Source organism: Flagellimonas okinawensis (genome assembly GCF_029194005.1).
In the GTDB taxonomy this organism is placed as follows: domain Bacteria; phylum Bacteroidota; class Bacteroidia; order Flavobacteriales; family Flavobacteriaceae; genus Flagellimonas; species Flagellimonas okinawensis.
Window position 1 is genome coordinate 591,227 of sequence record NZ_JARFVA010000001.1, and the last position, 22,454, is coordinate 613,680.

A 22,454-nucleotide genomic window follows, 5' to 3' on the forward strand; every position below is an offset into this window, starting at 1 on the left:
GGCGGTCCTTTTTTTATATATTTAGGGATATAGCATGGATTTGGACAACCTCATAAAACAATTTCAACAAAAGGATTCAGTCGCTTTTGAGGCTTTGTACAATATGTACGCAGAGAATATTTGTGGGGTAATCAATGTAATCGTTAAGGATCCCGAACGCTCCCAAGAAATTTGTCAGGATGTTTTTGTCAAGATTTGGGAGAAATCAGACCAATATGACGCCTCCAAAGGTCGATTTTTCACATGGATACTCAATATTGCTCGAAATGCAGCAATTGACGAGGTGCGGTCCAAAGCACATAAAAATCAAAAAAAGAACCTAGCTGTTGATTCTCTCGTAGGTATTTTTGAAAGCGAGGAGGATTTAAACAGTAAAATGGATACCATTGGCCTAAAATCCCTTTTAAAGGGATTAAAACAAAAGTGTATTTTACTTATTGATATGCTTTACTTTAAAGGCTATACACAAAAAGAAGCTGCCAAAGAGTTGGATACTCCCATTGGCACGATTAAAACTAGAATAAGAAGCTGTATTTCCAACATTAGAAAAAATATGGCATAGGAATCATGGATGTGAAAGAATACATAGCATCTGGAATATTGGAGCTCTACGTTGCCGGAGCCCTTTCACCTGAAGAAAACCTTGAGGTGCAGCACTATGCCATTCAATATCCAGAAATTAGAAAGGAGATTGAAGCTATTGAGCACGCCATTTTAAAACTTACGGAATCTTCCTCTCCAAAAATGCCCGAAAACGGATTTGTGAAAATCAAGGAAGAAATAAAGAATGTAATCCAATTTACACCGGAAAGTTCCATGAGCAAGAAAACTGCTTGGGGCAGTTATCTGGGATGGGCAGCATCTATTTTATTGGCCATAGGCCTATTCTGGATGTATTCCGAAAATTCAAAATTGAAATCGGAGATAGAGCTCACCAATCAAGAAAAGCAAAGCTTGGAAGATATACTTACGGATACACAGGAAGAAATAACGTATCAGGAGCGTCTTCTACAGGACATTAGGGATAAAAATGTAACCGTTATCGCCCTTGGAGGACAAACGGTATCTCCTACATCCTATGCAAAAGCCTATTGGAACAAAGAAGAACAAAAAGTAATCATTGATGCTCAGGGTCTTCCGGAACCACCGGATGGTTTTACTTATCAAGTATGGTCGTTAAAATTAGACCCTCTTACGCCTACCAGTATTGGTTTGTTGGATGATTTTGCATCCCAGGACAAGAAATTGTTCACTTTGGAAAATGCCAACGAATCAGAAGCATTTGGTATTACGTTGGAACCTGAGGGAGGTAGCGAGTCGCCTACACTGGAACAGTTGTACACGCTAGGTGCAGTAGGTACATAAAAAAGAAGGTGGCCCGGATAAACCAAAACCACCTTCAAAACTTAGATTACCTAAAAAAACAATTCGAATATTAAAGTTTTAATCCTATTCCAAATCCAAATATCCATGGATTGATGTCAACATCGGCATCTACCGTAGCTCCTAAAGCACTTGTGGCATCCACTGTTGCTGTAGTGTTCAAGAACAGTTTTTTAACATCAAAGTTCAGGAACCACTTATCGTTGAGCATATAATCGAAACCACCTTGTAGCGCAAAACCAACAGCTGTATCGTATTCCACATCATCAGCGATTGGACCTTCATCTACACCATAAAACAGGGTAAGGTTGACACCAGCTCCCAAATAGGGCACAAAATCACCTCCTGTAAAGTGGTATTGTCCGGTAAGGGTTGGTGGCAATAACCACACACTTCCCAAATCAATATCACCTGCTGCCGTTCCAACAGCTTCCACATCGTGCTTGGTTGTACCCAAGATTAACTCCATGGACCAGTTATCATCAAAAAAGTAGGTAATGTCGAACTCGGGAACAACAGAAGTTGAGATATCAACGTCCCCTCCAATAGCTTCGATGTCGGCACTTTCGTCTGGAGAAACTACAATCCCCCTTAACCTAAATTGCCATTTTCCACCGTTGTCCGCTGGAGCATCTTGAGCCACTGCCAAGTTAGATAAACCTATAAAGGCCATTACTGCTACTAGTATTCTTTTTCTCATCGTGTTTAGTTTTAGAATGATGAGACAAAGCTACCGAGCTGCCTTTTCCAAGAATATGATGTTTATCATTGGATAAAAGCGGAGAAAACCACAGAAGAGCCCTAATTACTATGTAAAAATCTGATTATTTGATGGTTAGAACCATTTTTTACGTTTAAAAATGATAATGGAAATTATGGTGACTACCAGCATTACACCCAATAAAACGAAATATCCGTAAGGCCACTTTAGTTCGGGCATATTTTCAAAGTTCATCCCATAAATACCCGCTAAAAATGTGAGGGGAATAAATACTACCGAAAATATGGTCAAGGTCTTCATTACCTCGTTCAACCGATGCCCCTGTACACTAAAAAATAAGTTGATCTGGCTTTCGAGTTCCATAATATCGGAATCAATATCGGCGATCAATCCATTGATCTGCTCCCTTAATTCGCTAAAATATTTGGTTTGAAATCCCTTTACCTCTACCCTTTCCAGTTTTACAATAATGTCCCTAAGTCCGTGTGATGCCTTTTTAAAATCCTGTATGGTGGCCTTTTTTTGTTCTACCTCGAACATAAACTCCGGTGTGGGCTCACGCTTAACGATGGCATCCAGTGCATTCTCCATCAATACGCTTTCCTCGTACTTGTCTTTATAATTTGTTATCAAGGTTTCCAGAATAAAAAATAGCAGGTAGTCGGCCTTTTTTTTACGGATTATCCCTTTATTTTCGAAAATCCTTTCACGTATCCAATCAAAATGATCTCCCCTTTTTTCCTGTATGCACCAATTAAAATCCTTGGATACCACAAAATACATCTGTTCCGACTCCATACTATGGTGCTCGGTCTTTAAAATACGGGCAGCAATAAACACTTGGTCTTCCAATACAATTACCTTGTTTCCCAATTTTTGATTTAACAGCAAACGCAGTAAAAAGTCATCGAGTCCATTACCGTTCACCATCTGTCTAAACTCATCCATATAATCCAATCCGTACGTGTTCACCCAAGTGATGGATTTATCTCCCTTAGAAAGTATTTGGTCTTCCTCTATAGAAAACTTGCGGTTGTAGTAATTGTCCGGTGAGTAATTGATCACCCATGAATTTTCTTCAAAATCTGTTTTCATGGTTAAAAATATGAAAGGGTTTATTCGTAGTTTAGAACTATAAGTTAAACCAAATTTACTAAGAACGATCATGATTGACCCCATGTCCTTTAAATCGGAGATTTTATTCACTATTGTGCTGCTAGCCATTATTATAGCTTTGAATTCATTGAGCAAAAGAGCGATCAGGCGTTTTGGCAGAACCAGTTCCATTGATATGAACAGTAGAAAAATTATTTTCTACCTGAGCAACTTGCTGTTTTATCTGTTGGCATTTATCGGTATTTCCTTGATTTGGGGAGTTAATCTGGAAGACTTCTCTGTGTTTTTATCATCCATATTAGCGATTTTGGGTGTCGGTTTTGTGGCCCAATGGTCCATTTTATCCAATTTAACGGCCAGTGTTATTCTGTTTTTTAACCATCCTTTGCGTTTGGGGGATAGAATTCGTGTTATGGACAAAGATTTTGACTGGACAGGAAAGGTAGAGGATATCAGTGGGTTTTATTTGTTTATGCGGACAGATGATGGTAAAAGAATAACCATTCCCACCAACTTGGTGATACAAAAAGGAATAGAGATCCTAAAAGAAGAAACTACTGAAGCTGAATAAATACTCATCAAAAAATAGAAACGCCATGGCAAAAGCCATGGCGTACCTAAAAACAACAACCAAACTGAGGCCTAAACCGACCTCTATGTTTGCTTTTAGTGGGGGAAATCTATAAACTCGCTATCTCGGCCTCCTTGATCGGCCCTAGTTCGAACGCAGCTTCCAACAATTCTTGCTTTAACGCACTTACTTTTTCTTTTTTTCCATTGGCCTTATAAACCTCTGCTGCTTGATGAAGAATCGCGGGCTCGAAGGTAGCTCCCATTACATGCTTTTCTATAATTTCCATGGCCTTTTGCTCCTGTCCCACCTGCAATAAACTATAGGCAAGTAAACCGTAAGATTCAGGCGTAGGTCTGTTCTTGACCTCTTCCTGAGCTAGCTCAAATGCCTTCTGGTCCACTTCCAGTCCCAGTAAAAAATCGACATTGTAAGCATTGTACATATCTCCATAATCTTTATTATCCTCAATGATTTTGTAATAATTATCCAAGGACTGTACCCGGAGCAAATCATTCTTCATAAAGTCCGCTATTTCCGCCTTGAGTAAATAATATTCCGGTGACTTGTTCTTTTGCATGATACTGTCCAAGATTCGCAATGCTTCCGCTCCATTACGCTCATGGGAATAAACAATCCAGGCTATGCCTTTTTTAGCGTAGGCGTTTTGCGAATCAATTTGAAGCGTTTTTAAGTATAGATAATATGAATCTTCAATGCGTCCGGCATGACCATAAAAATCAGCGAGGTTGGTGTACGACCATACCAACAAATCTCTATTTTGAGATGATTCTGCTTTTGCCATGGCCTTTTCCATAAAATGAATAGCGGTACCCAAGTCTCCTTTATGGTCGTTCCATTTGGCAACACGAATCAAATAACCAAAATCCGACATGTTTTTAATGCTATCCAGGTATGCATTAGCTATGCGATAGTTGCCCAATTCCATGTGCAGATCATATAGCAAGCTTTGAGAATCTTTAACCCCACTCCCTAAAGACCTAGCTTCTTTGGCCAATATCAAGGCCTCTTTAAAGCGGTGCTGGGAGATATAGTTCCTGGCAAGTGCCCTTAAATAACCTGATTTGCCCACAGCTGCAATTTCTACAGCTTTATTTAAGGCTTGTTCAGCATCCTTAAGATACTTTATTTTTCCTGTACCCTTAAAAAACCTAGCATACTCTCCTGCTACATTACCCAAACTGAGTAATTGCATACTATCGGATTTAATTTTGTTGTCCCATAGTTGAAAGTATTTGGAAGTGGTTTTTACTGGTTCCGATGCCAAGTATTTGTCGTAATCCTTTCGGTTGGTTGTAAAATCGGTTTGCTTTTGTTGGCAAGCAGTTAATAATACTATGGTTATTGTAATAAAAAAGTTATGTGCTGTTGTTTTCATTATGCTGTTGTTTTTAATTAAAAAAAGGGGAAGGAAAGTATCCTTCCCCCATCCCTTTCATAGCAATTACTCGGGTGCTCCCAAATAGGGAAATGTGGTCGAAATATTGGCCGTAAGTCCAACACCATCCGATGTAAGTCTAGGTAAATCGGCCATTCCATCATCATCTAGGTCTTGACCACTAAACCTGTCTCCTTGCATTCCCCCGAAAAATAGAATTAGGGAAACATCTATAATATCATCATTGGGGTGTCTCCCAGTGAGTGCAACTTCATCTCCATCCGGCACCAATACATTTCCATCATTATCAAGATCGGTACCCGGGTTAAAATAGGTAGTTGGCAAGTCTGGAGCTACTTCCAAAACATCTGCGGCCAAAACTGTGGTAAGTGTAGCGGCATCCAACCCCAAAATGTTGTTCTCATAGTCCACATCCGCTGGGTCCAATCCAAGTTTTAAGGCGTAAACATCATGATATTGTTCTAACCTGGCCTGGAAACCCATTTGAAAGGTAGATGCCATTTCAGATGGAATAGTGGTGTTATGGGCATCCTTTACACTTGCTTCGCCTTCCATATCATAACTTAATGTTGTGTTGATTCCGGGGCGCCCTATATGGTCTACTTGAGAAAATGTTCCGGAAAAATCAAGCTCCATCATATCGTTATCCATCATCATATCGTCATCCATGTATGTTCCATTGTCATCATTACTGCAACTCACCATAATACCAAGGCTAGCTACAAGAGCTGTTATATATATCGATTGTTTAAGTTTCATACTATTGCTTTTAAGTTTCTTATTGTTTTCTGTTTGTGGTCACCCAAGTTTTATACACTGATAAACCCAAGGCATTGGTTGCCGTTGGAGTTCCCAACATACTATTGGGAATCTCAACAACTATGGACATGGTATTGGCTCCATCGAATGTATCGGCAGCTTCATCCGGTGGTAAAAATCCACCAGGCGCTGAATCCAGTTCAGGTGAAATCACGGCGTTGAACTGGAAAAAATCAAAGAAGAAAGGGTCTTGCCTAGGACCGGCAAATAGAGATACCCCGTCCGAAGTGGTTTCCACCATTGCCGTGGCGCCTGATATTTCCACATCTCCCAAAGCTGCTTCCGTATATACTGAACTGTTCAAACCTGTTTGTGAAGGTGCAACAGGGCCAAAAAAGTACATTCTGCCATCCTTGGCAATGGCTTGTATTACTTGGTCTTCGACCAAATCGCCATCCAAGTCGATATTTATTTCCGTGAGCACATCTTCATCAAAGGTTCCATAGGCCAAATCTGGCAATACATTCGATTGGAGGTCGACCACAAAAACGGTATTGTCCGAACCTTCACTTGGTTCAAATGCATAAAAATCAGCAATATCGGCCGAAGTTCCAGCTGATGATGGCGCATCAATATGGTCCGCCGACACCAATATGGCCGCTATTGTTGCCAAGGCTCCGAGGCCCATTAAATATCCTTTTCTTGTTTTCATATTAATTGTTTTTAAAGGTTTCTTACACCCCTACCTACGGAAGCTTTTTAGGGGTGGTTTGGTTTTGAAATGTTAAAATTATCTTAACAGGATTTTTAGTTAAGTAGGGCTTTGGAGATGAAAAATGTCAGATAATTTGTTTTACTTTGGATGCTAATACATTTAAATGAACCCTTCTGCCTCTGGATGGATAAACAAGTTTGGTCATCTTGTAGATAAAGAGACTTCGCCCTTTGAAGACTTTAATGCCCTGTACCGAGAACTCAAACAAAACGGATTCATTTACGGGGTCCACCTAAATATTTCTTCTTTTATTGAAGTGGAGCATGCTTTAAGTGAAGATGAGATTGCCAAGATCAACTTGCTTACCGCCCTATATTTTACCTACTCCTTTGAGGTAGGGAAAACGGATTTTGATGCATTTGTAAATAAAGTATTTGACTATTACCAATCTTTGGATGTAAGCCGAATTTCGTTTTTGAACAAAATATTGACCGGTTCCAAAACCGAATCCCAACTCGAAAAATTAATCGACTCCAGAATTTATTTGAGTGATAATACCTTTAGCAGGGCACTTGGAAACAGCTTGACCAACTCACTGCTTTATGTAGATATTTTGATCTTTATGATCTACCTCAGGGGCAATAAAAATATGATGGAACATGCCCAAATTTTGGAGTACGTTACGATCAATATTGTGTACCACGCACTCAACTCAAAAGAGACCCATGAATCGGATGCAAAACTGATTCAATTACTAGGATCTTCTTTAACATATGTTGATCTTGATGAAGCCCATTTTGATGGCAATTATTCCGATCTTTTGAAGCAAAATTTCACCTCCAATGAGAAGGATTATTTTTTGGATATGGCCTGCTTGACCATATGGGAAGATAAGACTTTGGACTACACAGAAACGGACTATATTTTTGGGTTGGGAAACGACCTCGGAAAGAGTAAAAAAGATATTGAATTTGAACTCGAATTTGTCAAAAATTTCTTTGAACAAAACAAGGAAAAAATTAGCTATTTGAACAACAAAAATTTGGCCGTTCAGTTCTACGATGGGATGTCCAAAAATGTGAGCAAATTAATTCTGAGAAATAGCAAAAGATTAAAAAAAGAGCTTACGGAAAGTCGTGAATTGGTCGCGCTTTTATCTAAGTCAACCGTTAAGGATTTAAGTTCAGAAGAGAAGAAAAAAGTACAAAATCAACTACTGGATATTTTTAAAAGTATACCTTCCTTGGCCATTTTTATGTTACCTGGAGGTGCCATTCTTCTTCCAATTTTTATTAAATTGATTCCAAAATTACTTCCTTCGGCCTTTGACGACAATCGAGTAGAAGAAAACTAGGTTTTAGGCTAAAAATAACTACTATAAGAAAAATTTATAATTATTTCTTTTACACATTATAATTTTGGAAATCAGTTTTTTAAACTGTATTATTCCAACCAAAGCTTAAAGTCCTTCACTCGTTCCCTACTAACAATGACTTCGTGCTCATCAAAACGCTTTAATTTGATTTGCAGCCTTGAATTAGTATATGAAATAATATCTCCTATGTGATTGATATTCACATAAAACTTTCGGCTCACCCGAAAAAATGTTTGTGGTTCCAGCTCCTCTTCCAATTGTTCCAAGGTTGTGTCCAATAAATAATTTCTTCCATCTGAAGTTGCGGCATAAGTACCTTTGTTCTCACTGTAAAAACATTCTACCTCATCGGCATTTATAATTTTTAAATGCTGCCCTACCCTAGCTGTAAATCGCTTCTTGTACTCCCTCTCCAAAGGGTTCACCAAAAGCTTTTTTATGTCGTTGAAATCAATCGGTATTTTTTGATTTTCGGGTTTAAAATTCCGATACTTTTTTACTGCACTTTCCAGCTCTTCTTCATCGATAGGTTTTAACAAATAATCGATACTGTTCAACTTGAATGCTTGGAGTGCATATTCGTCATAAGCGGTGGTAAAAATGATTGCACTTTTAACCTCTATGGAATCAAAAATTTCGAAGGAAAGTCCATCCGATAATTGGATGTCCAAAAAGATAAGATCTGGGTGTGGATTTTCTTGAAACCAGGCAATGGATTCTTCAACGGAATGCAACATTTTAGAGACCTCTATTTCCTGTTCAGAAAGCAATCTGGACAACCTTCTTGCTGCCGGTTTTTCATCTTCAATAATCAAGACATTCATCTATGTATGGTTTGTGTTTTTGGGTTGGTATTTTTACTTGCACCTTTTGTTTTTCAATTCAAAAATGGATCTCCATTCTTTCTGTTTTTATCAAAAAAAATGAAACATAATATCAAAGCACTATTTATACTTGTCCACTTTCTCCCGGTCCTCATCCATATATTTTTGGATCTGGCGTTCTTCCCATTTTTTAAAGAAAGAAATTTTGTTCCTAAAAACGAACAATGTATGAAAAAGCAGGATCAAGACCCAAAGCAAAACATTGGTGTTGATCCAATCGTAGTAGTAAGACTCTTTCGGAAATGCTTCTGGCAACAATGCTGTGAGCACTCCGGTTTTTAAAAGGAGTAGGATGCCATTTACAACAACAAAAATTAAAATATGTCGATAGTACCCTTTTAGTTCTTCTACGCGTTTTTCGGCCCTCTCCCTAGTCGTTTTATTATCCAATCTCATCTTACTTAAACTTGTTCATTTCTTCTTTGTCCTCCTCGATATACTTTTTAATTTGTCTTTCCTCCCAATCCTTGCCCAAAAATGGATTGACCCCAAAGACTCTGGAACCATGAAACATTAATCCAAAGCCCCAGGCCATAAGGGTAATAAAATGTTCCCAACGCCAAAAATTATCGGTGTGCATATAGATATTGAGCAAGATAAAGGTGTTTATTACAATGTAAACGGCCAAGTGAATGTAAAACCCCTTGAGTTCATCCACCCTTTTTTTTGCCCGTTTATATTTTTCTTGGCTAAAATTCTCCATCACTATTTCCATTTATTGTTTTTCTCTTCCTCGCTCATAAACTCCTTTATTTTCCTTTCTTCCCATTGTTTACCAAAAAACGGGTTCAAGTTAAATGTTTTTATTGCGTGGAATACAATCCCTATCCCCCAACCAAAGGCTGCCCATAAAAACCACATATAGGCAAAACCAGTGGTAAAATAATTGATGAGGGCCAGGCCCGAAATCACAATAACGTAAGAAGTAAGGTTGCCATAGAACTTTTTGAGTTCATCCACTCTCTCGCGAGCCCTTATATATTTACTTTCTTTTTTCGAGTTTTCCATTGTGATGTTATTTGATGTGATGTTGTAGTTAAAAGTACTCATTCTTAAAATTCTTTATCGTTCATAAATTCCTGAATCTTACGCTCTTCCCATCCTTTACCAAGTATAAAATTGTGGCCATAAGCATTCATCCAATGGCCTACAAGACCTAGCCCCCATCCAATAGCGGGAAATATGGACCATGGTATACCACTGGTCGTTTTATAATTGATATAGACTAAGGTGGGGATTACAAGACAGTAGGCTGCCAAGTTGTAGTAGAAAGATTTGATTTGCTCCACTCTTTCCTTTGCTCTTGAATAACGTTGTTCTGATGAATTTTCCATGATCTGTTCGGTTTTATTTTTTGATTACACTTCAAATCTCGCTATACATTCGGGTAAAATGAAAAGTGAATTTCCGAACTGTAATTTTATGAGGATGAATTGCTAGTTGAAGGGATCAAGGGATATTTCAATGGACGAAAACCATCTATTATAATGGCTTTCACTTAATTTAAAGACACGCTGAAAGTAATTTAAGAAGGAAGATTAAATCTATATTCCCTAGAAATCATCTTTGTCCATGAGTTCTTGAATCTTGCGTTCTTCCCAACGCTTGCCCCATAATGGATTATAACCAAATGCAGCCAAACCATGTGCGGTAAGTCCAAATCCCCACCCGAGTGTAGGGAAAAATGCCCAAAGAAAGTCCGTGGTACGAAAATTAAGCCACCATAAAAACGGAATTACGATACAGTAGGCCATAAGGTTCCCGTAGAACTCTTTGATGTTTTTCACACGTTCCCTGGCCTTGGCATAACGCTTTTCCTCAATAAAGCTTTCCTGTGTTTCCAACACCGTATACTTTTGGGTGAGCATAGGTATAAAAACACTAAAGTCCTTTTCAGTTTTTCGAATGACCATTTCTCGGTCGGTCAAAATATTATACCGTTGCTTTATGTTCTGTAGGCCGACACCACTACTCTTTTTAACGACCTGCTTTTCCTGGAGGTTGTTGCTCACCACCAACATTCCGTTCTCTTCGTACACTTTAATGTGCAGGGGTCGCGAAGAGGTAACCACATTGTGTTTAACCGCATTTTCCAACAAAAGTTGAAGCGATAATGGAACTATTTTAGCTTCTGGCTGTGAACAATTATCGGGGATGTCAAAGATTATACTGTCTTCAAAACGCATTTTGAGCAACCTAACATAGGTTCTAGCGAACTTTAGTTCCTCATCCACAGTAACCAAATCTTTGTTCTTTTGTTCCAGCACATACCGGTAAACCTTGGATAGTGATGTGGTGAAATTTTGGGCCTGGTGCGGATCTTCCTCAATAAGGCTTGTTAGTACATTGAGACTATTGAACAAAAAATGAGGGTCTAACTGGTTTTTGAGCGCATCGAAACGTGCAGAAGCAGATCCAGCAATAATTTTCTGCTCCTTAACCTGCTTTTCTTTATAAAATTTATAATAATAGGCCGCATAGAACAAAAGGGCCACTATCATCGCAATTACAAAGGAGGTGTAGTAATCCCGTGGAGTTTCGTCCAAAATAAATGTACTGAAGCTTACATTATAAATGAACACCTTTAAAACGAAACGGGCCAAGAAGATACCGATAATGGAGGCTACAATGTTTCCTAAAATTCCATAACCGATGTATTTACGGGTAAACAGTTCTTTATCGTATTTCCGCATGAGCAAAATAAACGATGCCGCATTACAGAGGTAAATAATCATCGAAAACACAATGGTTTCCCAAAAATCTATGGACAATTCCTTGAAGGTAAACTCCCAACCATTGACAAAGTAGATAATAAGGGACACTATAAAAATAGCGACCCCTATCAACAATGACTTTAATATTTCCCTTAGTAAGAGTTTCATTTTTTTATTATTTACCGCAACTGGCCAATACTTCTTTTGCCCTATCTGCACCCCAAGTCGGGTAAAAGGGTGTTTCGGATTTAAAGGTAGCAAAAAGTTCCAAGGCCTTTTCCACATCTTTACAGTAAGGTGTAGTGTCTTTTCCAAAATATCTGGCCGACCCCATATCCCATTCTGCTTTGGAAAGTATTACCCGTGGATTGTTCGGGGCAAGAGCTATCGCTTGCTGGTACAATTGGGCATTTTTCGGAGAAAGTGTCATGCCATAAGTTGCACCATCAAAAGCGATCCAAGCGGTATTTATAAGTGCTTCCTGTATCAAAAGTTCTGGGTTGTTGGGTGAAATGGCCTTGGCCACATCTAAAAACTCCTTGGCCTTTTCCAATTGTCCGGTCAATTTATCCTCATCTCGTTCCCCAAAGGAAATTACTGTATTAATCTGTGAAACATAATAATAAGGCAACCACTTATCCGGTTCTGCGGTAGCGATTCGTTCAAACATATGAGATGCTTCTGTGGTTTTTTGGTTTTTCCACAACTCAAAGGCCCTTTCCATTCCAGTGGAATAGCGGTCCTGCGCATTTGCAAGTGTGGTCCCTAGCAAAACAATGGTTAAAATAAGTTTTTTCATGACTGCTGTTTTTTGTTTTTATGATATTGTTTCTGATTGAATTATTGTTGCAGCAAAGATGAATTGATAGGGTAGCTTTTTAAAAGAAGGATTACCGAACTGTAAACATTAATGGATGAACTGTAAAACATGAAAGCTTTAATTTATACATTAGCGAACAGCGATAAAATCATCACATAATATGTATACCCCAAAACATTACAGTAACCACAATTTGGATGAAATAAAAGAGTTTGTGACACAAAATAGCTTTGGCATTTTAATCAATATTGTGGACAATAAACCATGGGGCACCCATATCCCTTTGGAATTGGAAACCGATAACGAAGGGAACCATTTATTGGTCGGTCATATTGCAAAAGCAAATCCACAATGGAAACATTTTAAAGAAAACACGGAGGTACTCTGCATTTTTAATGGCCCCCATGCCTATGTGTCATCGTCTTGGTATAAGGAAGAAGAGGTGCCTACCTGGAATTATATTGCGGTTCACATGTATGGTACATTGACCGTTCTTGACGAAGAGGAAACCATGGCATCTATGCACAGATTGGTCGATAAATATGAAAAAGCGTCCAAAAAACCACTTTCACTAAAGAACCTTTCTCCCAAAACCCTGAGACAAATAAAGGGCGTTGTTGGTTTTAAGATCAATGTTACAGACATACAAGCAACCTATAAGCTGTCACAGACCCGGAAAGATGACCATGACACTATAATTTCCGAACTTGAAGAGCGGACGGATTCAGGCAGCAATAGCATTGCTGAGCACATGAAGCATAAAAAGCCATAACCGCACTTTATTCTATATCCTGAAAAATTGCATCTGCCCAATTCGAATATCTTGGGTTCTCTACATGCATGATCCAAAGTTCATCTTGGTACTTGCCCTTCATTTGAGATTTATAGGCCGCATAAGCAGCTTCATTTTCATCATATTTAGCCAAGTACACATAGTTTAAACCGTTATCGGGATTCTTAAAATATTGTGCTTGCAAACCTTTGCTTTTAAGGTCTTCCATAAAATTTTTAAGATAGGTCTCGTTCTTAAAAACGTTGGCAACGATGTAATGCCCTTGACCTACCCCATCCAAATTGATGAACTTTTCTATGGGTTTAAAGGCTCCTCCATGAAAAGTACCTTCTTTATTTTTTTCAGTAGAAGTGGACTTGGTCTTGGTATTTTGAGCCAGCGCCTTGGCAGTGGACGCCTCAATTGCGTTGTAAACAGAATCCAAATCTTTATTCTCCGCGAGGTAAAGTCTTTGAGCTTTGGCCTCTATTCCGGGGATATCGTCTCCATTATGCCTTTTCACCAAACGCATTACCATTTCAAAACGCTTTTCCATCTCATCCTCTCTGCTTTGTTGCATCGAGTCCATCTTGTACAATAAATCGTCAATTACGGCATAACTATCTTCTTGTTGTTCCTGCAATTGGGCAATTCTCTCTTCCCAGTACGCCCTTTCCTCTTTGTTATAAGGTCTCAAAGTGGTCTGAACATCCAACTTGCTCTTTTGTTTGGTTTCCTCGGTGGCACCGTCCGCCTCGGCAACAGCTGAGTTCTCGATTTTCTTTTTCTCCTCATCATCGTTTACGATAAAGGTATTTTTAGAAAGGTTGGGAATAAAAGAATACGCAATAGAGATTTCGTGGGTAACCCCAAGATTGGCTATGCTATTGTTTAGGCTCTTTTCAAAATTATATCCGAAGGACAATCTTTGGTTAAGATTAAAACCAGTTCCTGCCGAAGCACCATAAAATTGATCATAACCACCCTGAATCCATCCCAACTTAGGAAGGTCCAAAATTACACCACCACCAAAAACTGGGTCCTCATTACCTTCAAAGCGAGCACGTGCCAACGGCATTACCCTACCATCTTCGAAAACACCCCTTCCATTCTCCAATTCATACACATATTGAATATGACCGGAAAAGGTCTTTTGGTTAAGATTGGTCAAGGATTTACCGGACTTTAAGTTATAATCCACCAAGTTTTGTGCAAATACACCAATATCAAAACTGCCTAAACTAAGATTAAGACCTGGCTGAAAGGATATAATGGAGCTTTCACTAGCCTGACTCAACAATGGATCTTCCTCTAAAGCGATAGCCCTACTAGGATCATAGCTACTCACATAATAAGGAATATTCACACCAAAAGTTAAGCTGCTCTCTTCTCCCAATTGTATGCCATGAGAGTAATTGGCCATTACTCCCAAATTGGAAATTACGCCCTCTCGCTGGTTATAAAGACTAAACCCCAAACCTATCCTATCGCTAAGTCTACCACTATAGCTCAAAAAATAGTTTTGGCGATTGTTATCGAAATCAGCACCTTGACTTCGATGAAAAAAGTTGATGTAAGACTTATCCTCACGAATAGAAGAGAATGTGGGATTGATCAAAAATCGGTTGAACTTCAATAAATTTTGAAAAGGCACATCATAACTTACATAAGGATTGTTCTCTTCTTGGGCCTGAATGGGATGACCTAATAAAAACACAACCAAAAGCGCATAAATAGAGTGCTTAAATTGGAACGGGAATGTAAGTTGAAAAAACGGGGGTAGTTTTATCTCCATAGCCGATTGGGATTTGTAGGTTAATATTCCTGATTGGGACAGGTTGATATGTTATTAGTAGTTTCATTCGCAAGATTTGGGACTTGTAAGAATTTTATGACTAATACTAATGTAAATCTACATATTTTATCGTCCAAGTGATAATTTTTTCGTTGAACGGTTTATTGATTTGATACTTCGAGCGTTCCATTCGATGAAAAGCATACTTCAATTGATATTCATTGATAAAATCAAATTAATTTTAACGAAACTGCAAACCCTGATCCAATGGATATTCATTGCACCATTGTGCCCTACTCGGAAATTTACAAAGAGGATTTTAGAAAACTCAATGAAGAGTGGATCATCAAATACTTTGAGCTGGAAGATATGGACCGAAAGGTACTTCAACATCCCAAAGAATATATTTTGGACAAGGGAGGATACATTGCAGTGGCTTTATTGGACCAAGAACCAGTTGGGGTATGCGCACTGATTCCATGTAAATATGAGGGATATGATTTTGAACTCTCGAAAATGGGTGTATCCCCAAAAGTTCAGGGTAAGGGCATTGGCAAATTATTGGGGATGCATATAATAGAAAAGGCCAGGCAAATGGGGGCAAAAAAATTGTTCTTGGAAAGCAATCGAATACTGGGCCCTGCACTTTCTCTTTACAAAAGACTTGGTTTTAAGGAGATTACAAAAATACCATCTCCTTATACAAGAAGTGACATACAAATGGAACTTACAATATCCGATGTATAGCGTTCTCCCATATTAGAAACCATATAATTCCTACGGTTTTTATAGATTAATTTTTATATGTGACTCAAAACGAGTATCTTATAGATTCAAACCTCTAAGTTCATCACCATGGGTCTCATTAAAAAGCTTAATAAATGGGCAAATGCCCATACCTATCTTATTTTGGACCTGATTCGTGTAATGCTCGGCATTGTTTTCTTTGTTAAGGGTATTGAATTTATGACCAACCACGACGAAATGGAAAAATTGGCACGCCCGTTCCAAGACGTGCCAGGTGGAATGATTCTACTTCACTATTTAATTCCGGCGCATTTTGTGGGTGGCATCCTCATTACAGTTGGGTTACTTACCCGATGGGCGGCCATTGCACAGCTACCGATTATTTTTGGTGCCATTCTCACCAATTTTTTGGGAGAAATGAATACAAACTATCTGCTATTGGCTATAATCGTTTTGGTAACATCCTTGTTTTTTATTGTTTACGGTTCTGGGAAGCATTCCGTGGATTACTACCTTAAAATGCAACAATAACCTATAGGTTGTCCAATTGATTACTTTTTTTATCAGTACTGATCGTCCAGAAGAATCCAACAAAGAAAAAACTATCCGCAGGCGGCGTTACCGCCCTTCTGTTGAATACTCCATTCATGTCCGGTGTATTGGCATATTGGTAATTGCTAATATTATTGATGCTCAACAAATTGCTCACGGAAAAGTATAGGATTTTCTGCTGGTCTATTAAATAGGCCCAATTAAAACTTAAATTATTGTACGACTTGGTTTTCTCTTGCATAAATCCCTGCGAATTTGGGTTATGGTATGGTCTGCCCGATCCATAAGAATAAGAAAGCCCAACTTGGGAACGGAGCTTATCCACCCAATACTTGGTGACCAAAGATGCATTATGTTTAGGTGCAAAATTTGGGGTGGCCTTCTGAGGAAAGTTTTGGTAATCCCGTTGTGTATCCAAAAAAGAATAGGAAACCCAATAATCCAAATTAGCAATGCTTTTACTGTCCCGCCAAAAAACGTCTACGCCTTTCGCATATCCATTTCCCATATTATCGTATGTTGAATTGAATTGTGGCAAGTCTGTATCAAACTTAACCAACCGATCATAATCCTTGTAGTAAAGTTCAGTTCTAAACGTTTTTCCGTTTTTGATGTATTGATAATTTAAAATATAATGCGAGGCTTTCTCCATTTTGAGTTGATTCTCGAATTTTACAACATCGGTTAATGGTCTCTGGTAAAAATCGCCGTACGCCAACGAAAACTGTCCATCCTCTCCTGGCTTGTATGCCAAGGAAACCCGTGGCGAAACCTCAAAGCCATCCAATAGGCTACTATGCTCTGCGCGAATGCCCAACTTCATCGCAAATTTATTGGACAGGAAAATATCGGATTCTGCAAAGGCTGCGAACAGACCATCGGAATACCCATTATTGAACTCACCCATATCCAAATCGGAATATGTTTCGTCATATTCGGTCCTGAAATATTCCGTACCAAAACTCAAATCGTACCTGTTACTGAAGTTTTTTCGGGCCTTTACCTTGATATGGGTTGATGTTTCCTTGGCATTGAGCTTATCCTGCTCTATACCAATATCATTTGTATCCCAGGCTATGGAGGCCCCAGAGGTCAAGCTCCAATCATTGGCAAAAAAATATTTATAGGAAGAATTAAAGTACAGGTTATTGTTCTTAAGCTGAAATCGGACAAAATCTTCAAAATTGATATCCTCCTGCTCAATATCCAAATTCGTATGATTGAATCCTGTATACATTTTGAACATACTATTTTCTCCCTGACTCCTAAAAACAGCTTCTCCCGAAATGGATTCGAATGGACTGTTCCATCGAACCCCTTGCGTGGATGGAATCAATGCTTCATATGGAGCAAGATTCATATAAGATGTGTTGATGCTCAAAGATTGGTCGCCCCAAATTTCGGTATGCCCCACACCTCCACCTACGCTCATAATGGATATATCCGTCTTTTCCTGCAGTGGTACATCGGTAGTATTCAATAAAAGCACACTGGACAAAGCTTGACCATACTCCGCAGAATACCCCCCTGTACTAAAGGAAATTCCTTTAAAAAGAAATGGAGAAAACCGTCCACGGGTAGGTGAATTGTTCGGTGTGGCATTAAAGGGTTGAAAAACACGCAATCCATCAATAAAAACCTGGGTCTCGCCTGCGGTCCCACCCCTCACAAACAAACGCCCGTCCTCGTTAACCGCGGAAGTTCCCGGCAACGTCTGTAAAGCTGCTACAAAATCACCTGCAGCTCCGGCAGTGGTTACAATGTCCATGGGTTTTAATACAGATACCTTGGAATTATCCCCGGCCTCAAATGTACCGGCAGTCAAGGTTACGCCCGATAAAGAGTTAACGGATTCTATCAATCTAATTTGGAGGTCTTTAAAGTAGGACACATCCCCTGCCTCATAATGGGGCTCGTAGGACAATATAGAAACGATAAGTGTTTGCAAACCCTCCTCGGAGGTCTCGAAACTAAAATTTCCATTGGCGTCGGAGGAAGCTCCATCGTATGTGCCTTCCAAATATATATTGGCCCCTTCAATTGGATTGTTCTTTGCGTCTGTTACCCTACCGGATATGGTCTGCTGTGACATTACAATTCCGGTACTTAATAATAATGTGATTAGGTTGATGATGATTTTCATGACTGTTCGTTTTGTTTGACAGGACAAATTTGCCCCAGTACTTTAGGCCAAACCAAAACGAAATACCCAATTGTAGTTTTTAATAGCTGAATTGAACTAGAAATCTCAGTTTGCAGTTCACTCCAAAAAATCGACATTTCGGTAGTAATGAATTTTTAAAATGGATTGACTTCCAGAATTTTGGAGCATACAAACATCAAAAACAAACATTATGAAAACTGTTACACTAGCTTTAAGTTTCTTATTTGTAAGTATTGTTGCCATGGCACAAGAAAAAACCGGAGTAGACATCATCGTTACCATTGATAACATTACCAGTAACGAAGGAAATATTCTAGCGGGGCTCCATACCGCTGAAACATTCATGAAAGGACCTGGTATTCAAAATACGCAGAGTAAGATCGAGGATGGAAAAGTAATCCTTACGTTTACCAATGTAGTTCCAGGAGATTATGCCATCATGGCTTTGCACGATGTTAATGAGAACAATCGTATGGATTATCAATCGAACGGTATGCCAAAAGAAAGTTATGGTATGTCCGGGAACGATATGACATTGGGCCCACCCGATTTTAAAAGTGCAATGTTCACCGTTGGCGATGAAAATTTGGAAATGAGCATTCGATTCTAATAAAACACAATCATCAATCAATGGAAAGCCTGCAGAAAGCAGGCTTTTTGTTTGGTCTTACTTTACCGTTTAACGATTCCTTTTTTTCTATAGATTAACCTAATGGATTTTTATACTTTTATGCCATAAATCTATAATTGAATGACGATTACCCAGCTTCAATACGTATTGGCGGTTGCCGAACACAAGAATTTTACCTTGGCAGCAGAAAAGAGTTTTGTTACCCAACCTACCTTGAGCATGCAGGTGCAAAAATTGGAAGACGAACTCGATGTGCTCATATTCGATAGGAGCAAAAAACCCATCACAATTACGGAAGTGGGCAAAAAAATCGTCGCACAGGCAAAAAATATTGTGGCCGAGGCGGAGCGTATCAAGGATATCGTGGATCAGGACAAAGGATTTGTTGGAGGGGATTATACCTTAGGAATCATTCCTACTGTTATGCCCACCTTGCTTCCCATGTTTTTAAACGCCTTTATTAAAAAATATCCTAAGGTGAATTTGATCATAAAAGAGCAATCTACACAAACCATGATCAAAAATATTTTGGACGGGCATTTAGATGCAGGTATAGCAGCGACACCTTTAGAAATTGAATTTATAAAAGAACGTCCGCTTTATTATGAGCCTTTTGTGGGATACGTCCCAAAAAGCCATCGATTGACATCGCAAAAAGAACTTACGATGGACGATTTGGACGTTAACGATATTCTATTGCTGCAGGATGGACATTGTTTTAGGGAAGGTGTGATCAATCTATGCAAAGCTTCAAAGAGCGGTGTTGGCGAACAATTTAAAATTGAAAGTGGAAGTTTTGAAACCTTGGTCAGTTTGGCTGATGAGGGTATGGGAATGACACTTTTGCCCTATTTGAACACATTACATCTGGAAGAAGAAAAAAGAGCCAACCTCAAATCTTTTCAAAACCCGACCCCAGCGAGGGAAATAAGTTTGATCTATCACAAAAGCGAACTAAAGATTCAAATTACGGATGCACTACGAGAAGTTATCTCAAGTATAGTTCGTGGAGCCATTGCTTTTCAGGATGTGAAAATCATCAGCCCTTTGGCCAAAAATTAAAAGAGCCGCTTTTCAGCGGCTCTCGTTAGTGTTTAAACTTTTAATAATAACAATGTTGGTTGTAATTCTGGTTTGTCAACAATAAAAAACTGCAACCAGATTTTCAATTCCTCTACTTCATTTGGTAACAATCTAGAAATTGCTTTCTGAAGTTCCCTAGTGAAGAGTTTAGCATCAAAACTCACCTTTTGAAGGATTGTTTTGGTGTAATCTAACATAGCTCTAGGCATATTAATTTGATTATATTGGGTAATTGGTTGTCTTCTAAATTAGAAAAAAAGATGTTTATAAAACCTAAGTTCCAGTTAAAAATTGAATAACTTGGTGTTAAAATCGATGAACGGCACAAATGTATAATTCGCACCAACTATATTTTAAAACATTGGTTATCAGTGCTTTTTTAGCACTTTTTTTATGTTCCGGCTGTAGTTCGGTTAAGAAGGGACTCCACGCAACTTTTAACAACAATCGAACAGAAAATTCCTTTCACGGCTTACTGATCATCGACTCCAAAAACCAAAAGGAAATATATGCCCACAATGCCAATAAATATTTCACCCCGGCCAGTAACACAAAGATTGTAACCTTTTATACAGCTCAAAAATTACTTCCCAAGAACATTCCTACTTTAAAATATGTTGTGGCAAACGACACGCTCTTTATTCAAGGTACTGGCGACCCTTCTTGGTTACATCCATATTTTATGGACAGTACCGCGATACAGTGGTTACAACACCAAGAAACCATAGCACTTTACACTAAAAATCATAATGAAAAACGATATGGTCCTGGTTGGGCATGGGAAGATTACGACACCTATTTCTCCCCAGAGAAATCTCCTCTGCCTCTTTACGGGAATGTAGCTACAATTTCAAAACAGGAAGAATTAAAGGTTACCCCTAAAATTTTTCAAAATCAAACTATACTAAAGGATACCACCATAAACCGAATAGAATTTAAAAACCAATTTTACATAGCACCAAAGGAACAGGATACTATGGAGATTCCTTATATAATCAGTGATGATTTAACCAAGAAGTTGTTGGAGGAAGTGTTGGGAAAAGAAATTTACTTGACCCAGCATTTCCCCGAAGGAGAAAAACAAACACTGTACGGTATGGAGACCGACTCCATTTACAAACGCATGCTATTTAAAAGCGATAACTTTTTGGCCGAACAATTGCTGTTGGCTGCTTCGGGCACCATTTCCGATACCCTGGGCACCAAAAATGTCATTGATTATATGTTGGACACCCAACTAAAAGACTTGGAACACCGACCACGCTGGGTAGACGGTTCGGGACTTTCCCGATACAATTTGTTCACACCAAGGTCTTTTGTACAAATTCTTGAAAAACTCCATAATGAAATTCCAGAAGAGCGCTTATTCGCCATTTTTCCAATGTGGGGCCCCGATAACACTGTTGAGCAATGGGAAGACACGACAACGGAACCATTCCTCTTTGCCAAATCGGGATCTGTGGGCAATAATTACAATCTAAGCGGCTACCTAAAAACCAAATCGGGGAAGCTGCTTATCTTCAGTTTTATGAACAATCATTTTAGAGTCCCATCCAAAGAAATTAGGGAAACCATCTACTCCAATCTAAAAAAGGTTTATGAAAACTACTGATCAAATATTCCTTGAACTTGCGCGTATTGCAGTAACATAATGGTCTTGGCATCTTTAATTTCACCAGATTCCATCATGGCTATGGCCTTAGCAAAATCGATTTCCAATACCTCTATATTTTCCGTTTCATCTTCTGCACCACCGCCTTCTCCTATCTTCATGTCATCTTCATAGGCTCCGATAAAAAAGTGAAGTATTTCGGTGACCGAACCAGGTGACATATAGGATTCAAACACTTTTTGCACTTTATCTATTTTATAACCTGTTTCCTCCTCTACTTCCATCTTTATGGTTTCTTCGGCATTGCCTTTTTCCAAAAGGCCTGCACATACTTCTATCATCATTCCATCTTCATTACCGTTCACATAAGTGGGCATCCGGAACTGCTTTGTCAATACTACTTTGCCCTTTTCAACATTGTACAAAAGAATGGCAGCTCCATTGCCACGATCATACGCTTCACGAATTTGTTTTTCCCAAATACCGTCATCCCGTAAATATTCAAAAGTTATTTTTTCAAGGGAGTACCAATTGTCCGATAATAACTCCCTGTGCATGTTTCTGATTCTATCGCTAGCCAAAGTGAATAAGTTTTTTCTAAATATAAAGGTTATGCCAAT

General features: G+C 38.8%; 26 protein-coding genes. 10 read left to right on the forward strand and 16 right to left on the reverse strand.

Annotated elements, in window-relative coordinates:
- Nucleotides 1-34 precede the first annotated feature (34 nt).
- Together PY091_RS02830 and PY091_RS02835 are read left to right on the forward strand one after the other, a co-directional pair.
- Entirely contained in the window at nt 35-562 is a 528-nt protein-coding gene (locus PY091_RS02830; protein ID WP_275648240.1) for an RNA polymerase sigma factor, read from the forward strand.
- Nucleotides 563-567: 5 nt separating this feature from the next.
- Nucleotides 568-1,365, forward strand: coding sequence for an anti-sigma factor (locus PY091_RS02835; protein WP_275648241.1), 798 nt, complete (start codon nt 568-570; stop codon nt 1,363-1,365).
- Between the two features lie 70 nt (nt 1,366-1,435).
- Here PY091_RS02835 and PY091_RS02840 read toward each other — a convergent pair whose 3' ends face one another.
- Both PY091_RS02840 and PY091_RS02845 read right to left on the reverse strand, forming a co-directional pair.
- Nucleotides 1,436-2,083, reverse strand: a complete 648-nt coding sequence (locus PY091_RS02840; protein WP_275648242.1) for an OmpW/AlkL family protein — start codon at nt 2,081-2,083, stop codon at nt 1,436-1,438.
- Nucleotides 2,084-2,218: 135 nt separating this feature from the next.
- A complete protein-coding gene (locus tag PY091_RS02845; RefSeq protein WP_275648243.1) occupies nt 2,219-3,199 on the reverse strand; it encodes a CorA family divalent cation transporter in 981 nt (326 codons plus the stop codon).
- Nucleotides 3,200-3,269: 70 nt separating this feature from the next.
- Between PY091_RS02845 and PY091_RS02850 the strand changes: the two genes are divergently transcribed.
- Nucleotides 3,270-3,791, forward strand: coding sequence for a mechanosensitive ion channel family protein (locus tag PY091_RS02850; protein ID WP_275648244.1), 522 nt, complete (start codon nt 3,270-3,272; stop codon nt 3,789-3,791).
- A 109-nt stretch (nt 3,792-3,900) separates the two neighbouring features.
- On the opposite strand, the gene PY091_RS02855 is transcribed toward PY091_RS02850, so the two are convergent.
- The 3 genes from PY091_RS02855 to PY091_RS02865 form a co-directional block, all read right to left on the reverse strand.
- Nucleotides 3,901-5,190 carry a tetratricopeptide repeat protein gene (locus PY091_RS02855; protein ID WP_275648245.1) on the reverse strand — a complete coding sequence of 430 codons (1,290 nt, stop codon included), beginning with the start codon at nt 5,188-5,190 and terminating at the stop codon, nt 3,901-3,903.
- A gap of 66 nt (nt 5,191-5,256) precedes the next feature.
- Nucleotides 5,257-5,970 (reverse strand): DUF4331 family protein, encoded by a 714-nt coding sequence (locus PY091_RS02860; RefSeq protein WP_275648246.1) that lies wholly within the window; start codon nt 5,968-5,970, stop codon nt 5,257-5,259.
- A gap of 19 nt (nt 5,971-5,989) precedes the next feature.
- The gene (locus PY091_RS02865) at nt 5,990-6,682 is read right to left on the reverse strand and encodes a DUF4331 family protein (protein ID WP_275648247.1); all 693 of its coding nucleotides are present in this window, start codon (nt 6,680-6,682) and stop codon (nt 5,990-5,992) included.
- 166 nt (nt 6,683-6,848) lie between these two features.
- On the opposite strand from PY091_RS02865, the gene PY091_RS02870 reads away from it, so the two are divergent.
- Nucleotides 6,849-8,039 (forward strand): LETM1-related biofilm-associated protein, encoded by a 1,191-nt coding sequence (locus PY091_RS02870; RefSeq protein WP_275648248.1) that lies wholly within the window; start codon nt 6,849-6,851, stop codon nt 8,037-8,039.
- A gap of 89 nt (nt 8,040-8,128) precedes the next feature.
- Here the strand turns inward: PY091_RS02870 and PY091_RS02875 are convergent, their stop codons facing one another.
- From PY091_RS02875 to PY091_RS02905, 7 genes are all read right to left on the reverse strand, one after another.
- Nucleotides 8,129-8,884, reverse strand: a complete 756-nt coding sequence (locus PY091_RS02875; RefSeq protein WP_275648249.1) for a LytR/AlgR family response regulator transcription factor — start codon at nt 8,882-8,884, stop codon at nt 8,129-8,131.
- Between the two features lie 120 nt (nt 8,885-9,004).
- Complete coding sequence (locus PY091_RS02880; protein ID WP_275648250.1) at nt 9,005-9,340, reverse strand: 2TM domain-containing protein; 336 nt, start codon at nt 9,338-9,340, stop codon at nt 9,005-9,007.
- A 1-nt stretch (nt 9,341) separates the two neighbouring features.
- Complete coding sequence (locus PY091_RS02885; RefSeq protein WP_275648251.1) at nt 9,342-9,659, reverse strand: 2TM domain-containing protein; 318 nt, start codon at nt 9,657-9,659, stop codon at nt 9,342-9,344.
- Nucleotides 9,650-9,952 carry a 2TM domain-containing protein gene (locus PY091_RS02890; RefSeq protein WP_275648252.1) on the reverse strand — a complete coding sequence of 101 codons (303 nt, stop codon included), beginning with the start codon at nt 9,950-9,952 and terminating at the stop codon, nt 9,650-9,652. The genes PY091_RS02885 and PY091_RS02890 overlap by 10 nt, the downstream gene beginning before the upstream one ends.
- A 44-nt stretch (nt 9,953-9,996) precedes the next feature.
- Nucleotides 9,997-10,278 (reverse strand): 2TM domain-containing protein, encoded by a 282-nt coding sequence (locus PY091_RS02895; RefSeq protein ID WP_275648253.1) that lies wholly within the window; start codon nt 10,276-10,278, stop codon nt 9,997-9,999.
- Between the two features lie 219 nt (nt 10,279-10,497).
- A complete protein-coding gene (locus PY091_RS02900; protein ID WP_275648254.1) occupies nt 10,498-11,826 on the reverse strand; it encodes a 2TM domain-containing protein in 1,329 nt (442 codons plus the stop codon).
- Nucleotides 11,827-11,833: 7 nt separating this feature from the next.
- Complete coding sequence (locus PY091_RS02905; RefSeq protein WP_275648255.1) at nt 11,834-12,457, reverse strand: tetratricopeptide repeat protein; 624 nt, start codon at nt 12,455-12,457, stop codon at nt 11,834-11,836.
- A 181-nt stretch (nt 12,458-12,638) separates the two neighbouring features.
- On the opposite strand from PY091_RS02905, the gene PY091_RS02910 reads away from it, so the two are divergent.
- Nucleotides 12,639-13,250 (forward strand): FMN-binding negative transcriptional regulator, encoded by a 612-nt coding sequence (locus tag PY091_RS02910; protein ID WP_275648256.1) that lies wholly within the window; start codon nt 12,639-12,641, stop codon nt 13,248-13,250.
- Nucleotides 13,251-13,257: 7 nt separating this feature from the next.
- Here PY091_RS02910 and PY091_RS02915 read toward each other — a convergent pair whose 3' ends face one another.
- On the reverse strand, nt 13,258-15,045 hold the full coding sequence (locus PY091_RS02915) for a PorP/SprF family type IX secretion system membrane protein (protein WP_275648257.1): 1,788 nt from the start codon (nt 15,043-15,045) through the stop codon (nt 13,258-13,260).
- 267 nt (nt 15,046-15,312) lie between these two features.
- Between PY091_RS02915 and PY091_RS02920 the strand changes: the two genes are divergently transcribed.
- Both PY091_RS02920 and PY091_RS02925 read left to right on the forward strand, forming a co-directional pair.
- Entirely contained in the window at nt 15,313-15,792 is a 480-nt protein-coding gene (locus PY091_RS02920; protein WP_275648258.1) for a GNAT family N-acetyltransferase, read from the forward strand.
- A gap of 108 nt (nt 15,793-15,900) precedes the next feature.
- The gene (locus PY091_RS02925; RefSeq protein ID WP_275648259.1) at nt 15,901-16,323 is read left to right on the forward strand and encodes a DoxX family protein; all 423 of its coding nucleotides are present in this window, start codon (nt 15,901-15,903) and stop codon (nt 16,321-16,323) included.
- Between the two features lies 1 nt (nt 16,324).
- Here the strand turns inward: PY091_RS02925 and PY091_RS02930 are convergent, their stop codons facing one another.
- On the reverse strand, nt 16,325-18,487 hold the full coding sequence (locus tag PY091_RS02930; protein WP_275648260.1) for a TonB-dependent receptor: 2,163 nt from the start codon (nt 18,485-18,487) through the stop codon (nt 16,325-16,327).
- A 211-nt stretch (nt 18,488-18,698) separates the two neighbouring features.
- Between PY091_RS02930 and PY091_RS02935 the strand changes: the two genes are divergently transcribed.
- Both PY091_RS02935 and PY091_RS02940 read left to right on the forward strand, forming a co-directional pair.
- Nucleotides 18,699-19,118: a DUF2141 domain-containing protein gene (locus tag PY091_RS02935; RefSeq protein WP_275648261.1), complete on the forward strand. Its 420-nt coding sequence runs from the start codon at nt 18,699-18,701 to the stop codon at nt 19,116-19,118.
- 141 nt (nt 19,119-19,259) lie between these two features.
- Nucleotides 19,260-20,201, forward strand: a complete 942-nt coding sequence (locus PY091_RS02940; RefSeq protein WP_275648262.1) for a LysR substrate-binding domain-containing protein — start codon at nt 19,260-19,262, stop codon at nt 20,199-20,201.
- Nucleotides 20,202-20,233: 32 nt separating this feature from the next.
- On the opposite strand, the gene PY091_RS02945 is transcribed toward PY091_RS02940, so the two are convergent.
- Nucleotides 20,234-20,431, reverse strand: a complete 198-nt coding sequence (locus PY091_RS02945) for a hypothetical protein (protein WP_275648263.1) — start codon at nt 20,429-20,431, stop codon at nt 20,234-20,236.
- A gap of 119 nt (nt 20,432-20,550) precedes the next feature.
- Here PY091_RS02945 and PY091_RS02950 point away from each other — a divergent pair, with 119 nt between their 5' ends.
- On the forward strand, nt 20,551-21,834 hold the full coding sequence (locus tag PY091_RS02950) for a D-alanyl-D-alanine carboxypeptidase (protein ID WP_275648264.1): 1,284 nt from the start codon (nt 20,551-20,553) through the stop codon (nt 21,832-21,834).
- Here PY091_RS02950 and PY091_RS02955 read toward each other — a convergent pair.
- Complete coding sequence (locus PY091_RS02955; RefSeq protein WP_275648265.1) at nt 21,828-22,415, reverse strand: NUDIX domain-containing protein; 588 nt, start codon at nt 22,413-22,415, stop codon at nt 21,828-21,830. The genes PY091_RS02950 and PY091_RS02955 overlap by 7 nt on opposite strands.
- Nucleotides 22,416-22,454: the final 39 nt, after the last annotated feature.